The 13,372-nt window shown below is 71.0% G+C and carries 16 protein-coding genes and 1 pseudogene; 11 read left to right on the forward strand and 6 right to left on the reverse strand.

The window, feature by feature from the left end:
• Window positions 1-390, forward strand: a pseudogene (locus EW117_RS30820) (class I SAM-dependent methyltransferase); the annotation flags it as partial.
• 183 nt (window positions 391-573) lie between these two features.
• Here EW117_RS30820 and EW117_RS17145 read toward each other — a convergent pair.
• Window positions 574-1,071 carry a pyridoxamine 5'-phosphate oxidase family protein gene (locus tag EW117_RS17145; protein WP_129787931.1) on the reverse strand — a complete coding sequence of 166 codons (498 nt, stop codon included), beginning with the start codon at window positions 1,069-1,071 and terminating at the stop codon, window positions 574-576.
• Window positions 1,072-1,246: 175 nt separating this feature from the next.
• Here EW117_RS17145 and EW117_RS17150 point away from each other — a divergent pair, with 175 nt between their 5' ends.
• The gene (locus EW117_RS17150) at window positions 1,247-2,311 is read left to right on the forward strand and encodes a phosphotransferase family protein (protein ID WP_165362732.1); all 1,065 of its coding nucleotides are present in this window, start codon (window positions 1,247-1,249) and stop codon (window positions 2,309-2,311) included.
• 15 nt (window positions 2,312-2,326) lie between these two features.
• Here EW117_RS17150 and EW117_RS17155 read toward each other — a convergent pair whose 3' ends face one another.
• Window positions 2,327-2,698 (reverse strand): winged helix-turn-helix transcriptional regulator, encoded by a 372-nt coding sequence (locus EW117_RS17155; protein ID WP_129787933.1) that lies wholly within the window; start codon window positions 2,696-2,698, stop codon window positions 2,327-2,329.
• A gap of 94 nt (window positions 2,699-2,792) precedes the next feature.
• Between EW117_RS17155 and EW117_RS17160 the strand changes: the two genes are divergently transcribed.
• A complete protein-coding gene (locus tag EW117_RS17160) occupies window positions 2,793-3,203 on the forward strand; it encodes a RidA family protein (RefSeq protein WP_129787934.1) in 411 nt (136 codons plus the stop codon).
• 8 nt (window positions 3,204-3,211) lie between these two features.
• Here the strand turns inward: EW117_RS17160 and EW117_RS17165 are convergent, their stop codons facing one another.
• Window positions 3,212-3,484 carry a thioredoxin family protein gene (locus tag EW117_RS17165; RefSeq protein ID WP_129787935.1) on the reverse strand — a complete coding sequence of 91 codons (273 nt, stop codon included), beginning with the start codon at window positions 3,482-3,484 and terminating at the stop codon, window positions 3,212-3,214.
• A 96-nt stretch (window positions 3,485-3,580) separates the two neighbouring features.
• Here EW117_RS17165 and EW117_RS29470 point away from each other — a divergent pair, with 96 nt between their 5' ends.
• Genes EW117_RS29470 through EW117_RS17175 form a run of 3 tightly spaced genes read left to right on the forward strand, consistent with a single transcriptional unit; the run spans window position 3,581 to window position 5,051 of the window.
• Window positions 3,581-3,754, forward strand: a complete 174-nt coding sequence (locus EW117_RS29470) for a hypothetical protein (RefSeq protein WP_165362733.1) — start codon at window positions 3,581-3,583, stop codon at window positions 3,752-3,754.
• Window positions 3,754-4,479 carry a DsbA family oxidoreductase gene (locus EW117_RS17170; RefSeq protein WP_129787936.1) on the forward strand — a complete coding sequence of 242 codons (726 nt, stop codon included), beginning with the start codon at window positions 3,754-3,756 and terminating at the stop codon, window positions 4,477-4,479. Before EW117_RS29470 ends, EW117_RS17170 begins: the two co-directional genes overlap by 1 nt.
• A complete protein-coding gene (locus EW117_RS17175; protein ID WP_129787937.1) occupies window positions 4,476-5,051 on the forward strand; it encodes a TetR/AcrR family transcriptional regulator in 576 nt (191 codons plus the stop codon). The genes EW117_RS17170 and EW117_RS17175 overlap by 4 nt, the downstream gene beginning before the upstream one ends.
• A gap of 64 nt (window positions 5,052-5,115) precedes the next feature.
• Here the strand turns inward: EW117_RS17175 and EW117_RS17180 are convergent, their stop codons facing one another.
• Window positions 5,116-5,973 (reverse strand): LLM class flavin-dependent oxidoreductase, encoded by an 858-nt coding sequence (locus EW117_RS17180; protein ID WP_242504348.1) that lies wholly within the window; start codon window positions 5,971-5,973, stop codon window positions 5,116-5,118.
• Between the two features lie 132 nt (window positions 5,974-6,105).
• Between EW117_RS17180 and EW117_RS17185 the strand changes: the two genes are divergently transcribed.
• The gene (locus EW117_RS17185) at window positions 6,106-6,750 is read left to right on the forward strand and encodes an LLM class flavin-dependent oxidoreductase (protein WP_207211910.1); all 645 of its coding nucleotides are present in this window, start codon (window positions 6,106-6,108) and stop codon (window positions 6,748-6,750) included.
• Here EW117_RS17185 and EW117_RS17190 read toward each other — a convergent pair.
• A complete protein-coding gene (locus tag EW117_RS17190; RefSeq protein ID WP_129787938.1) occupies window positions 6,731-7,015 on the reverse strand; it encodes a hypothetical protein in 285 nt (94 codons plus the stop codon). The genes EW117_RS17185 and EW117_RS17190 overlap by 20 nt on opposite strands.
• A 112-nt stretch (window positions 7,016-7,127) precedes the next feature.
• On the opposite strand from EW117_RS17190, the gene EW117_RS17195 reads away from it, so the two are divergent.
• From EW117_RS17195 to EW117_RS17205, 3 genes are all read left to right on the forward strand, one after another.
• Complete coding sequence (locus EW117_RS17195; protein WP_129787939.1) at window positions 7,128-7,952, forward strand: haloacid dehalogenase type II; 825 nt, start codon at window positions 7,128-7,130, stop codon at window positions 7,950-7,952.
• Window positions 7,953-8,617: 665 nt separating this feature from the next.
• Entirely contained in the window at window positions 8,618-10,393 is a 1,776-nt protein-coding gene (locus tag EW117_RS17200; protein WP_165362734.1) for an HNH endonuclease signature motif containing protein, read from the forward strand.
• Between the two features lie 325 nt (window positions 10,394-10,718).
• On the forward strand, window positions 10,719-11,768 hold the full coding sequence (locus EW117_RS17205) for a zinc-binding dehydrogenase (RefSeq protein WP_129787941.1): 1,050 nt from the start codon (window positions 10,719-10,721) through the stop codon (window positions 11,766-11,768).
• 31 nt (window positions 11,769-11,799) lie between these two features.
• On the opposite strand, the gene EW117_RS17210 is transcribed toward EW117_RS17205, so the two are convergent.
• Window positions 11,800-12,789: a helix-turn-helix transcriptional regulator gene (locus EW117_RS17210; protein WP_129787942.1), complete on the reverse strand. Its 990-nt coding sequence runs from the start codon at window positions 12,787-12,789 to the stop codon at window positions 11,800-11,802.
• A 129-nt stretch (window positions 12,790-12,918) separates the two neighbouring features.
• On the opposite strand from EW117_RS17210, the gene EW117_RS17215 reads away from it, so the two are divergent.
• Window positions 12,919-13,314, forward strand: coding sequence for a RidA family protein (locus EW117_RS17215; RefSeq protein ID WP_129787943.1), 396 nt, complete (start codon window positions 12,919-12,921; stop codon window positions 13,312-13,314).
• The last annotated feature ends 58 nt before the right edge of the window (window positions 13,315-13,372 follow it).

The raw sequence follows: 13,372 nt of genomic DNA on the forward strand, positions 1-13,372 counted from the left end.
GTGTGGTTCGGGGTTCACTCCAACTCTCCAGTCCGTCGCCTTTCTCCCGAGCGCCGACGAGTTCCGAGACACGGCCTGGGCCGGTGTTTCAACGGCCGGTGCTTCGACGCATCAGCCTCAACTACTCGGCGGCGGCACCAACGCATCCAGGATCTCAACCCAGGGGAAATCTGCCGCAGCATCTGTCCCGGACTGCTCGATCTTCGTCGGCACGGCCTGGACGTCGAGGGCGTCGACTCCTCCGCGGACATGCTGGCGCGCTGCCGGCGTCGGGCAGACGAGGAGGGTATCGCCGTCACCCTCCACGACCAGCGGATGGAGGCGCTGGACCTGCCGCGCAGGTTCCGGGCGATCTTCCTGGCCGGGCCGACGTTCAACCTGCTTCCGGATGAGGCCCTGCCGAAGCGGCCCTCCGCGGTATCCGCAACCACCTGGCCGACGCGGTTCCGCAATGATCCCGTTGCCCGTCCCGTCCAGGACCACCGTGTCGGTCACCGACGCCGACGGGGGCGCCGCACGCGAGGACGCGACCTCCATGTCGTTCCGGCTCCAGGCCGCCCGGTAGACCACAGCTCAGGCCCGCTGCCGCTCCTCGCGCTCCCGCACGAGTTCCTCGACAGCGCTCGGCAGCGTCGTCTCGAAGTCGATCAGCTTCGCCCACGTCGGCGTCACCACGATGCGGACCATGCCGTCGTAGAGGGAGCGGACCTCCTTCTCCCACTCGACCCGTTGCTCAGCGGTCATCTCGTAGGACGTGTTCATCGACAGGTACTCCTCCGGGATCCCGTCCACGACGTCCAACTCCGCCCGCCCGCGGATCAGCAGGATCTTGGGCGGGTGCACCTCGGTGTCGATAGTCAGGGCGACCATCGGGTTCGCGCGCAGGCTCGCCAGCTTCGGGGCGTTCTTCGACGTGCACATGACGACCGTCGAGCCGTTCCAGACGAATGCGATCGGGATGGTGCGGGGCGTGCCGTCCTGGGCGACGTAGGCCAGGCGGGTGATGTCGCGGCCCAGCAGCTCCTGGCTGGACGGCCGGTTCAGGATCTCGGTGATCTCGTGCTGTTCCATCGGTCTCACTCCCTGTGTCGGACGGCCCTCGTGGCCGCTTCCGAACCTGGGACGGAGCCGCTACCAGATTCTCGACATCCCAGAACCACTGAATGCGGAATGACATCTTTCGCGCCTCCGTGGTCGGATGTCCTCTCGTCCCCGACGCCACAGCACCGCCGCCGTGAGGAAGCAGATGACCGACCGCGTCCTGCCCGACGCCGACACCGTCGCCGCCGCCCTCGCCTCCCACGAGGGCCCATGGGGAGCCGGAGCGCACGTGCTGTCGGTGCGAGACCTGTCCACGGGCCTGGGGCAGGCGGCGGTCCTCCGGGCGAGCATCGCGACGCCGTATGCCTGTCCGTCCCTGTGGATCGTCAAGATCCTGGGCTGGGGGCACCAGACCCTGCTCGACTCGCGCGATCGCCTGCTCGACCGCCGCGAGGCTCATTTCTACGGCAGCAGCGTTCCCGACCTGCTCCCCCGCGGCCTGACGACGCCGTCGGGCGCGACCGTGTTCCGCCACCACGACCGCACCTGGATCGTCATGCGTGACGTCGCCGCCGTCCTGCAGCAGAGCTGGACCCCCGACGCCGCCATGACCGCGGCCCGGCGGACCGCGCTGCTGTGCCTCCCGGCGGCCCTGCGCCCCAGCCTGCTCGACGCGCCATGGCTGGAGCAGGACGGCTACGCGGCGTACGCCCATCATGTGCCGGCCGGCCACGACAACCTCGACGCTCTGGCCGACGACCCCCGGCTCCGCACGCTGTTCACCCCCGAGCAGACCAAGGCTCTGCACGCCTGTCTGGACGCGTCCGACGAGCTGAGCGCCCGCGCCAAGGGACTGCCCGCCACCCTGGTCCACGGCGACCTCACCCCGCGCAATGCCGGGCTGGACCCGCACGGCGCCCTCGCCCTCATCGACTGGGAGCACGTCGGTGTCGGGCCCGTGGGGTACGACCTGGGCACCTTCGTCTCCCTCTACCGCGCCTTCGGCGGTCACGGGGAGCTCGACGAGCCGGCTCTGCTCGAGGTCTACGGCCGGGCCGTCAGCGAGCTGGCGGGCACCGACCTCCGCCCGGCCGCGGCCCTGGGCTTCGCCACCGCCCACCTCACCTGGGGCATCCACCTCCGCCTGGGCCCCGGCCTGACGGCGGTGCGCCAGGGCCTCAACCGCGACGCCCCGGCGGCGCTCGCCGCGCACCTCGACGACATTCGCTCTGGATGCCTGCGCGCCCTGTCCTGGGCGGCCGCGGCCTGACCTGTGGGACGCCCGTCACTCCTCGGCGTCGAACCGCGCCCGCGCCCGCTCGACGTCGGCCATGTTCTCGGCGCTCCAGTAGAACAGGGCGTCGATCAGGTCCTGGATCGACCGGCCGAGCTGCGAGATGCGGTACTCGACGGCGATCGGGCGGGAGCTGACGACCACCCGGTCGACCATCCCGTTGCGTTCGAGGCGCCGCAGCGTCGCCGTCAGCGATTTCTGCGTCACCACCGGGATCGCACGGCGCAGCTCGTTGAACCGCAGCGGCCGCTCGCACAGCTCGTCGAGCACCTGGAGCGACCACTTGTCGAGCACCTGGTCGAGCAGCTCGCGGTGGTGCGCGGAGATCTGGATCCGCTCGGCGGGTTGGGTGGTATCCGGCATGAAACCTGGTCTCGTTGAAGTTCCCTTTGGGCACCTAGTACACATTGGATACCGAGTTCGCCGCAAGGCGACCAACAGACGAAGGGACCCGTCCATGGCCGTCCAGCTCCTCACCCCCGAGGGCATGTTCCAGCCCGTTCCGTACCACCACGTCTCCGTCGGCACGGGCAGCCGTCAGGTGCACGTGGCGGGCCAGATCGCGCGCGACGCCGAGGGGAACCGCATAGCGACCGACGACCTCGCCGGCCAGGTGGCGCAAGCCCTCCGCAACACGGCGCGCGGCCTCGCCGGCGCCGGCGCGAGGTTCTCCGACGTCGTGCGCCTGAGGTTCTTCGTCACGCACTGGAGCCCCGAGAAGATGGACGACTTCACGGCGGGCTTCAACAGCGTCGTCGACGAGCTCGGGATCCCGCAGCCGATGCCGCCCGTCTCGCTGATCGGCGTCGACTACCTGTTCGAGCCCGACGTGCTGGTCGAGGTCGAGGCGTTCGCCGTCCTGGACTGACGCGGGCCCTAGCGCAGCGCGCGCTCCGCCGCGACGAGTACCTGCGCGACGTTCGGGGTGCCGCCGGCGCGGAACGTCTCGGCGCCGTCGGCATCCCGGACGATGACGGTGGGCGTCGAGCGGATGTCGAGCGACTCGGCCAAGTCTGTCTCGTGCGCGACGTCGTGCTCGACCATCGTCGCGCCGGGAATGAGCCGCACGGCCTCCGTGACGACTGCGCGCGTGTGGTGACACGGGCCGCAGAAGGCCGAGGTGAACAGCTCGAACTGCACAGTGGACATCTTTCAGCTCATCCCGTCGCTGCCGGTTCTTCCAGTCGTCTCAGTCGTTCCAGGTCATCTTGACGCACCATTCAACTTATCCTAGGGTTCTTGACCATGACGTCAAGTAACGCGATCTCGGAGCCGGCCCCAGTGGTCGACGTCCCGGCAGAACCCACCCCCGTGGCAGTCGGCGGCGGCCCGGCCACCGGGTCCAACAACTCACCGTTCGAATTTCTGCCCGCCGGCGAGGCGTTCGGCGTCTGCGACCTGGACGGAGAGTGCCGCTGATGGCCGGCGAGGCATTCGGCCAGGCCACCGACCGGCTCGTCGTGGACGTGTGGAGCGACGTCATGTGCCCGTTCTGCTACATGGGCGACACACTGCTCGACCAGGCGCTCGAGAAGTTCCCGCACGCCTCCGGCGTCGAGGTGCGGTACCACGGCTTCCTCCTGATGCCGCAGCTCTCCGAGAGCGACGCCCCCGTCGACACGGCCGAGATGCTGGCGGCCAAGTACGGCATCCCGCTCGAGCAGGCGCAGGAGATGAACGCGCAGGTCACCGAACGCGCCCGGCAGATCGGGCTGGACTACCACTTCGAGCGCGCCCAGACCGTGGGCACGCGCACCGCACACCAGCTCAGCCACTTCGCCGCCACGCAGGGCAAGCAGCACGAGATGATGCGGAGGCTGTTCAAGGCGTACTTCACCGACGGGCTCAACGTCGCCGACCACGAGGTCCTGGCGGACCTGGCCGCAGAGGTCGGGCTCGACCGCGACGCCGCCCTCGCCGCCCTGACCAGCGGCGAGTTCGCCGACGAGGTCGCGAAGGATCTCGAGCAGGCCCGGCAGTACGGCATCAGCGGCGTACCGTTCTTCGTCTTCGCCGGCAAGTACGCGATCTCCGGCGCACAGCCGGTCGACGCGTTCCTGCAGGCCCTGGACACGAGCTGGAACGAGACGGTCGGCACGCCCGACGGCACTGCGCAGGCCGCGGCGGCCGGAGCCGGTCGATGAGCTCCGACGGCCCTCGGCTACGCGCCGATGCGCGGCGCAATGTCGAGGGCATCCGCACCGCCGCCCTCGACGTTTTCCGGGCGCACGGGCTGAACAGCCCCCTGGACGAGGTGGCGCGCGCCGCGGGCGTCAGCAAGGGCACCATCTACCACCGCTTCGGGGGCCGGCAAGGGCTGATCGACGCGGTGGTCGAGGAGCTCGTGGCCGAGCGCATCCTGGGCATCATCACCGCCGTCCGCGCGATCGAGGACCCGGTCGAACGGTTCGAGAGCTACCTGCGCCAGATCTGGCTGCTCCAGTACGACGAGCCCGCGGCCAACGACGTCCTGCTGCGCGCCCTGCCGGGCTCCGAGCCGATCGCCGCCCTGTGCGAGCACGCCAGCAAGGTAGCGGGTGGTTTCCTCGGCGACGCCCAGGCCACCGGCGCGATCCGGGACGATCTCACGGAGGAGGACGTCTACCTTCTCATCTGGGAGCGCGGCATCATCGCCCGGGCCTGCGATCAGCAGCATCGCGACGGCTTCGTCCGCAGCTTCGAACACACGCTGCGCGGCCTGCGCGCCGGCTCCTGACTGGCCGCTGGGCCTGCCGCCGGGCACCCGCTGCTCCGCTCGGCGGCCCTGCCGCGCAGCGTGCTCAGCCGCGCTCGGCAGCCACGGCCTCGCGGACGGCGGGCGCGATCTCCTGACCAATCAGCTGCAGGCCGGCCGGCTCGTCGCCGTCGAGGACGAAGGTCGAGAACCCCTGCGTCAGGGCGAGCGCCGTGAGCTGATCGACCCACTGCGGCACGACCTGCGGTGTCAGCGGACCTGACACGTTGGCGATCCGCACGACGTCGGCGGGATCACGGCCCGCTGCCGCTGCGGCGTCGTCGATGCGCGCGTTCGCCGCGGACATCTCCTGCGTGCTCATCCGTCCGATGGACGGCAGCCAGCCGTCGGCGAGAGACCCGGTCAGCTCGAGCATGCGGGGTTTGTAGGCGCCGATCCAGATCCCGATGTCGTGGGCCGGGCGGGTACCAGGCTTGGAACCTCGCGCCCAGTAGAACTCGCCCTCGACCCGCGCGGGTCCGCGCCCCCACGCGGAGTGGATGACGCCGATCGCCTCGCGCGTGGCTTGGACAGCCCGCCTCGGAGCCAGGCGCTTGCCGCCCATCGCCTCGATCGCGTCCCAGAAGGCGCCGGCGCCCAGGCCCAGCTCCACGCGACCACCGGTCAGGGCGTCGAGCGAGGCGGCCGATCGGGCCAGGACGGCGGGCGGGCGCAACGGCAGGTTGGCCACGTTCGGAGCCAGGGACACCCGTTCGGTACGCGCGGCGACGTACGACAGGAGCGTCCAGGTATCGAGAAACCTTCGCTGGTACGGGTGATCCTGGAACGTCACCAGGTCGAGCCCGGCCCGCTCGGACTCGACGGCGAGCTCCACCGTGTGTTGCGGATCCTGGTTCGCCGGCGTGATGAAGGACCCGAACTTCAGCTCATTGCGGTAGTCCACGATCTCCTCCAGATTGTCCGTGTCCCCACTCTGCCTCGAACCAGGCGTCCGGGGCGCGATCCCTGACGTCGAGATCCCTTGACCTCGACACCGGTCGAGGTTGCACGCTGGCGTGATGACCACGATCAAGTGATGACCACGATCAAGATCGGCACCAGCCTGCCGATGGCCATGGAGGCGCTGGAGGCCCCCGAGACCCCGCCGGTCGCCGAGGCGGCGCGCCAGATCGAGGAGCTCGGGTTGGAATCCCTGTGGCCTTCCGACCTGGTCCTCGGGGACGGCACGCCCACTCTGGAGGCGGCGCTCACGCTGGCGACGGCGGCCGCGGTCACCACGCGGGTCAGGATCGGCTTCAGCGTTCTCGCCGTTCCCCTCCGGCCGGCCCCGTGGCTAGCCTTGCAGACCGCCACCCTCCAGCACCTGTCGAACGATCGGCTGCTGCTCGGCGTCGGCTCGGGCGGGTTCCCGGGCGCCCCGTTCTGGCAGGCGCTCGGCGTATCCGGCCGCGAACGAGGCCGCACCACCGATGCCACGCTCCGGCTGCTCCCCCGGCTGCTGTCCGGCGAACCGGTCCGGATCTCGGAGGAGGCGCCGCCGCTCACGATGGCGCCGAGCGCCACCATGCCGCCCGTGCTCGTCGCGCCCTACTGGGCTGACCCACGCTGGGTTGACCCACGCTGGGTTGACCCACGCTGGGCTGACCCACGCTGGGCTGACCCACGCTGGGCTGACCGCCGCGGAACGCCAGGCGGCGGGCTCAGCGACGCACGAGCTTGAAGAACGTGCTGCCGCCGCCTCCCGACCGCTCCGCCTGGTAGAGGAACGCGAGGCCGGCGTCGTCGAACTTCTCGAACCAGCTCTCCCAGCTGATCCGCTCGAGCTCGTCCTCACCGGCGCCTCCCGGAAAGTCGATCCGCAGGACGCCTGCCTCACCGCCGTCGTCGGTACCGCGGACGCTCGCCGGCGTCCCGCCGTTCTGCTCCACCCAGCCCCGGATCTCGTCGTGGTCGGTGGTGGTTCTGCTCTCGGACTTGTCAGCCATGTCCCCTCCCGAATGACGAAGACCTGGATTCCACGGTAGGGAGAACGCCCCCACTGGCAACCGCGGCCAAGCCCGACGGCAAGGGCACCCGGGGTTCGATTACGGTGGAAGCATGGAACCTGCGACGGAGGGGACAGCCCGGCCGACCGTCGTCTTCGACGTTCTCGGCACGCTGGTCGATCAGACCGGGAGCCTGGAGCGGCACGTGACGGCGATGGCCGGGATCGACAGCGGTGCCGCGGCGGAGGTGGCCCGCCGATGGCTGGGGCACGTCGCCGAGCAGGAACGCGCGATCGTCGAGGGCCGCCGTGCGTTCGCGCCCAGCCATGAGCTGGACCTCGAAGCCCTGACCTGGCTGGTTGGTGAGCGCTTCTTGCTGCCCGACGCCGCCGGCCGCCTCGCGGACGCATCGGAGTGGCTGCAGCCCTGGCCGGACACCGTCGCCGGCCTCGACCTGCTCACCGCCGACGTCGCGGTGCTCGGCCTCTCGAACGCGAGCCGCCGGGTGCTGGCCGGGCTGAGCGCCAACGCCGGGCTGCGGTGGCACCAGGTGCTCTCCGCCGAGGACGCGGAGATCTACAAGCCGCACCCCGCCATCTATGAGCTGGCGTTGAACAGCGTGCCCAGCGGTTCGGGGACGCCGTACCTGGTCGCTGCGCACGCCTGGGACCTGCGTGCGGCCGCAGCCGCGGGCATGCGCACGGCATACGTGCCGCGGTCCGACGGCGACCCGCCAGGCCCGGGCGACACGTTCGACCTGCACGCGACGAGCCTCCTGGACCTGCACGCCCAGCTGCTCGACCTGATGGATCAGACCCCGGACAACACGTCCCGGGACGAGGGGGCGGAGCACCCGGCGTACGAGGACGCGATCCCCGGCGAGTATCCCGAGGACAACCCCGACAAGGAGGGCGAGGAGCGGTTCGACGCGGGCTGAGGCCCGACGATCCCTCGGCCGAGGACGAAGGGGAAAGCCTCGCCGCTGGCCGCGGTGCTCGACGCCTCGACCACGTCGGCTCGCAGGTCGCCGAGCTCGTGGAGCATTCCCACGTCGCCCGACGGCGGGCCGTGATCGACGCCAGCGCCGAGCTCCAGGAACGGGAACAAACCAAGTCCCCCGCGGTCGCCGCCGCGGTCGACGAGACCCTGCGGGAGCGCGGGACCCTGCGGGAGCGCGGGACCGAGCCTCGGACCGCCACACTCGTGGCCAAGGTCGCCGCCGTGGCCTTCGGCCTGGCCTTCCATCGCTGGAGCGAGGCGGACAGCGCGAGCTTCACCGACGGCTGCACGGCCTCTTCGACACGCTGCGGACGTCGTTGGCGGACGCCGCCGGGACGCAACCGAACCGGCCTGCCCCCTAGCGCCTGGAGAAGGTCGACGTGGGTTTTTGAACTCTGCGGATCGTCGAAGGAGCGACCTCAGGCATCACGCCAGGTGAAGCCTCACCAAGTCCTGGCGCGGGCCCTCAGAAACGCCTCGAGGGTGCCTTGAAGAGTTATCCACAGATTTGAACTAGGCCATGCAGGGCGTACGAATGTTCGAGACAATGGAGGCAGCGAACAACCATGATCTAGGTGGATGACCGGGCGGGGGTGGGAACGAGTGGAGTCGACGAACGACACGCCTGGTGGCCTGCCCCCTGCCCGGTCTGTGGAGGAGGCGTTGGCGCGGATCGAGGCCGCGATCGGTGACCTGGCCGGCCTGACCGGTGCGGAGGTGTTGGACGGGTGGGGTGCGCCGAGCATCGGTCGCCTGGTCGAGGCGCACACCCGCATCCGCCGGTTGACGGGCCGCCTGGACGGGGTGCGGTACACGTTGTTGCCGCGGATCGAGGACGAGGGTTCCTGGCGTTCGGGTGGCATGGCCCGCACGTTCAAGACCTGGCTACGGCAGCGTGAGGGTGTGTCGGCGTCCACGGCGGACAAGGACCTGAGAATGGCGCACCGCCTGGACACCGCACTCCCGGTCACGCGCGAGCGCCTGGTGTCCGGCGTGCTGGGCGCGGACCACGCGAGGGTGATGGCCGAGGTCGCGCCCACGAGCGAGACTCGCACGGACGCGCTGGGGTGGTTGATCGATACCCGTACTGGGGAGACGACGACGCCGGAACGGTTCGTGCAGACGGTGCCGGTGGACTTCCCCGACCCCGCCGACGACCCGGACGGGACCCGGACGCGCGAGCTGATCACGGGGGTGCTGGAGGGTGCGGTCGCGGACGGGACCCTGGCCACCGGAGAAGGCGTGGTACTACGCGAGGCCCGGTTGTTGGACGCGGACCGGTTCCGGAGGGTGGCTAAGGCGTTCGCGTCGGTGACCGACCCGGATACCGACGATCGTGAGGACGACAAGGCCGCTCAGGGCGAGTTCCTGGATCTGGCCAAGACGTTCGGCGGCTACCACGTGGCAGGGTTCCTGACCGACGAGCACGGCCTGCTGGTGCAGACCGCGATCACCGCCGTCATGGGCGCACCCGCCGCGGACGACACCAGGGCGACCTCCCAGCGCAGGGCGCAGGGCCTGGCCGACGTCGCCCGGGTGGTGCTGGACACCAACCAGGCCTCTCCGGGGGCCGCGGTCGCGCCGCACCTGAACGTGACCGTGTCCTGGAACGAGCTGGTCACCCAGGTCACCCGGACACGGGACGGCCTGTGCCTGACCTGCGGGCAGGCCACGCCCGCACGCGGCACCCGCGGAGGCACCGCGGGCCTGGCGGGCGCGACCGGTGCAACCGGCACCGCAAGCGTGACGGGCACGGCGGCCGGCACCACGGGCATCGCTGACGGTGGCTCGGCGGGCGCACCGGGCTGGGATGCCGCCGGCTGGGGTGCGGTCGGCACCACGACGTTGTCCGGTCTGTTGTCCACGCCGGATCCGGTGTTCACCGAGACCGGCGGCCGGGTCCCGCGGGCGTTGCTGCGCCGGTTGGCGTGTGACAGCAGGATCACCCGGGTCGTGTTCGGCCCCGACGGCGCCGTCCTGGACGTCGGACGCGCCCAACGCACCGTGACCGGACAGATGCGCCGCGCCGTCATCGCCCGAGACCAGCACTGCGTCTATCCCGGGTGTGATCAGCCGCCGTCACGCTGCGAGGTCCACCACGCCGTCCGGCACTGGGCCGACGGCGGAAACACCTCCGTGACCAACAGCGCGCTGTTGTGCTGGCATCACCATGCCCTGGTCGACGCGCGTGAAATCAGCATGCACTGGACCGGCAAACCCACCGACGCCGGTGCTCCCGGAGCCCTGGTCGAGACCGGCTGGGAGTTCACTGACGCCCGCGGGCACCGCATCCGCCTACCCGACGCCATCGACACCTCACCCGCGGACCGACCACGGAGCCACCGGCCGCCGAGGCCGCCTGACCAAGAGGCCGCCTGACCAAGAGGCCGCCTGACCAAGAGGCAGGCTGGCCGGAGCGGCTGGATCACCTGACCGGCAGAGCCCTGCCCGGCCGACCGAACCGGGCCGCCGGGCCAACCCCCGCAGAGGACTACGACGCATGCCCCCTCCGACTTGGCGGACCGGGTCGTGCCGGACCGCGCCGGCGTCGCCGCGAGATGGGCCTGATCCTGGGTCACGGGCACGCCGGTGCACGCCGCCCCTCGGTGCCGTCCTCGGCTCCACGTCAGACGTACCCGGCGAGCGACTCGGGTCGTCTGCGGTGCAACCTGGGAAGGGTGTCCGCGACCAGAAGGGTGAACCGATGAGTGTGCCGACGACGATGCGCGCCGCACGAATTACCGGGCACGGCGGTCCGGAGATGCTCGAGCTGGCGGAGGTGCCCGTGCCCTCTCCGCAACCAGGAGAGGCGCTCGTGCAGGTCAGCGCGGTTGCGCTGAACAACACCGACCTGTGGACCCGAGAGGGCGCGTACGGCCGGCCGGAGGATCCCGACGCGCTGTCGGGCTGGCGCGGCACTGTCGACTTCCCGCGCGTCCAGGGCGCGGACGTCGCCGGCCGGATCGTCGCGGCCGGCTCCGCCGCGGACGCGGGTCTCGTGGGTCGCCGGGTGGTCGTCGACCCGGCGATCTACGACGCCGAAGGTCCCGACGCGAACCCGGTGGGCCTGATGGGCAGTGAACGCGACGGCGGGTACGCCGAGTACGTGACGGCGCCCACCGAGCGTGTGCACGACGTGACGGGGTCGCCGCTCACGGACGACCAGCTCGCAAGCCTGCCGACCGCCTACGGCACGGCGCTGGGGATGATCGAACGCGGCCGGCTGCGGCAGGACGAGACCGTCCTGGTCTCCGGAGCGTCCGGGGGTGTCGGCCTGGCACTGGTACAGATCGCCCGGGCGCGTGGGGCACGGGTGGTCGCCATCAGCAGCGGGTCCAAGGTCGACGCGGTGCGCGAGGCGGGCGCGCACGACGTCGTCGACCGCGCGCAGGACGTCGTGGGACAGGTTCGTGCCGCCGTGCCGGAGGGTGTCGACGTCGGGCTCGACGTCGTCGCGGGGAAGCTCGTGGGCGAGGGCTTGCCGCTGCTGCGCGAAGGTGGCCGGTGGGTGATCGCCGGCGCGCTCGGCGGATACGACGTGAGCTTCGACGTGCGGCGCCTCTACCTGCACAACGCGCAGGTGATCGGTTCGGCGATGCACACGCCCACCCATTTCGGGCTGCTCATGGACCTGGCGCGGCGGGGCGAGATCCGGCCGGTCATCGCCGCGACGTTCCCGCTGGACCAGGCCGCTCGCGCACAGGAGGAGCTCGCGCGCCGGCGGCACGTGGGCAAGATCGTCCTGCACCCCTGACCGGGTCGGGACCTCCTCAGGACGGCCCTCCTCAAGCCGGGTCCTCCTCAGCCGGGTCCGCGTAGTGAGCGACCAGCGCGGCGGCCCGACGGCGCAGGGCGTCGCGCAGCGACTGCGGAACCAGAACCTCCGCATCCGTGCCGAGCTGCCAGAGCGCCCACTCGGCATGGCGGGCGTCCTGGAAGGTCACCTCGAGCTGGAGGTCGCCGTCGCCGTCGGGTGCTTCGGAAAGGACGGCCACCGCGGTGCCCACCAGCTCCTCCCGGCGGCCCGGAGCCAGCCGGACCCGCACGGTGACCTGGTCTCCGCCGGTCCGGAACCGTGTGCTGCGTTCCTGCCAGACCTGATCCAGGTCGACGCGGTCCGGCCGCTGCGCGGGTTCGGCGAGCTCCTCGGCGGCCAGGATCCGGGACAGCCGGTAGGTCCGGTCCGCGCCGGACGTCGTGGCCAGCAGGTAGCCCTTGTCACGCACGGTGACCAGGCCTATCGGGTCCACCGTGCGCCATCTCGGAGGCTGGTCTATCGCCGAGTAGTAAATCCGCAGCCTGTGCCCAGCGAGCACCGCGCTGCGGACCGCGACCAGTGCAGCGCCTGGCACCTCGTCGGAGGTCAGCCTGCGAGAGAGCAGGTCGGCCTCCGGGTCGACGAGAAAGCGCTGGGCCGCGTCGCTCACGGTGGCCCGGTGGCCCTCGGGCATGGCGTCGACCACCTTGCGCATGGCGGCAGCGAGCGCCGAGCCGAGGCCGAACACCTGCTCGCCGCGCGCCGACGCGGCGGTCAGGAGGGCGAGGGCCTCGTCGTGGTTCAGCCCGGTGAGCTCGGTCCGGAAGCCCGGCAGCAGTGCGAACCCGCCGTGGCGGCCCCGTTCGGCGTAGACCGGGACGCCGGCGGCGGACAGCGCCTCTATGTCGCGCAGCACCGTGCGGGTGGACACCTCCAGCTCGCGAGCCAGCGTGGCCGCGGACAGCCGGCCGCGCTGCCGGAGCAGCAGCACCAGCGATACCAGCCGATCCGCGCGCACCCCAACATGCTACGAGATACCTGACACAGGGTGTCGTGATTGGTGGACAGACTCGTGCATGCGACGTCCCGGATGGCAGCCACAGCGCCGACGGACGCGCGTGGTTCCCCTGAGTCGAACGGAGAAGCGATGGAACGCACGGCAGTCAACCCGGTGGCCTGGTCGGTGGAGCTGGGATTCAACCAGGGCGAGATCGTCTCCGGGACCACCCGGACCCTGTACTGCTCGGGGCAGACCGCGATGAGCGCGGACGGCAAGCCCCTGCACGACGGCGACATGGCGGCGCAGCTCGCCCTGAGCCTCGACAACCTGGAGGACGTGCTGGGCGCGGCCGGCATGTCGCTGCCGGACCTGGTCCGGCTCAACGTCTACACCACCGACGTCGATCTGCTCCTCCAGCACTACGGAGTGCTGGCGTCGCGGCTGGGCGCGGCGCGGGTGGCGCCGGCCACCACGATGCTCGGCGTGGTGCGGCTGGCGATTCCGGGCCAGCTCGTCGAGCTCGAGGGGACCGCCGTGGCGTGACCGGGGCCCGATCGAGAGCTCTGCCCACAGCCGCTGGTGCGGCCGTGGGCAGGGCTCT

Source organism: Promicromonospora panici (assembly GCF_900608595.1).
Classification (GTDB): domain Bacteria; phylum Actinomycetota; class Actinomycetes; order Actinomycetales; family Cellulomonadaceae; genus Promicromonospora; species Promicromonospora panici.

Coding starts and splice junctions, on each gene's coding strand:
- EW117_RS17145 (WP_129787931.1), bottom strand. CDS start 1,071: ATGGAACAGCACGAGATCACCGAGATCCTGAACCGGCCGTCCAGCCAG.
- EW117_RS17150 (WP_165362732.1), top strand. CDS start 1,247: ATGACCGACCGCGTCCTGCCCGACGCCGACACCGTCGCCGCCGCCCTC.
- EW117_RS17155 (WP_129787933.1), bottom strand. CDS start 2,698: ATGCCGGATACCACCCAACCCGCCGAGCGGATCCAGATCTCCGCGCAC.
- EW117_RS17160 (WP_129787934.1), top strand. CDS start 2,793: ATGGCCGTCCAGCTCCTCACCCCCGAGGGCATGTTCCAGCCCGTTCCG.
- EW117_RS17165 (WP_129787935.1), bottom strand. CDS start 3,484: ATGTCCACTGTGCAGTTCGAGCTGTTCACCTCGGCCTTCTGCGGCCCG.
- EW117_RS29470 (WP_165362733.1), top strand. CDS start 3,581: ATGACGTCAAGTAACGCGATCTCGGAGCCGGCCCCAGTGGTCGACGTC.
- EW117_RS17170 (WP_129787936.1), top strand. CDS start 3,754: ATGGCCGGCGAGGCATTCGGCCAGGCCACCGACCGGCTCGTCGTGGAC.
- EW117_RS17175 (WP_129787937.1), top strand. CDS start 4,476: ATGAGCTCCGACGGCCCTCGGCTACGCGCCGATGCGCGGCGCAATGTC.
- EW117_RS17185 (WP_207211910.1), top strand. CDS start 6,106: ATGACCACGATCAAGATCGGCACCAGCCTGCCGATGGCCATGGAGGCG.
- EW117_RS17190 (WP_129787938.1), bottom strand. CDS start 7,015: ATGGCTGACAAGTCCGAGAGCAGAACCACCACCGACCACGACGAGATC.
- EW117_RS17195 (WP_129787939.1), top strand. CDS start 7,128: ATGGAACCTGCGACGGAGGGGACAGCCCGGCCGACCGTCGTCTTCGAC.
- EW117_RS17205 (WP_129787941.1), top strand. CDS start 10,719: ATGAGTGTGCCGACGACGATGCGCGCCGCACGAATTACCGGGCACGGC.
- EW117_RS17215 (WP_129787943.1), top strand. CDS start 12,919: ATGGAACGCACGGCAGTCAACCCGGTGGCCTGGTCGGTGGAGCTGGGA.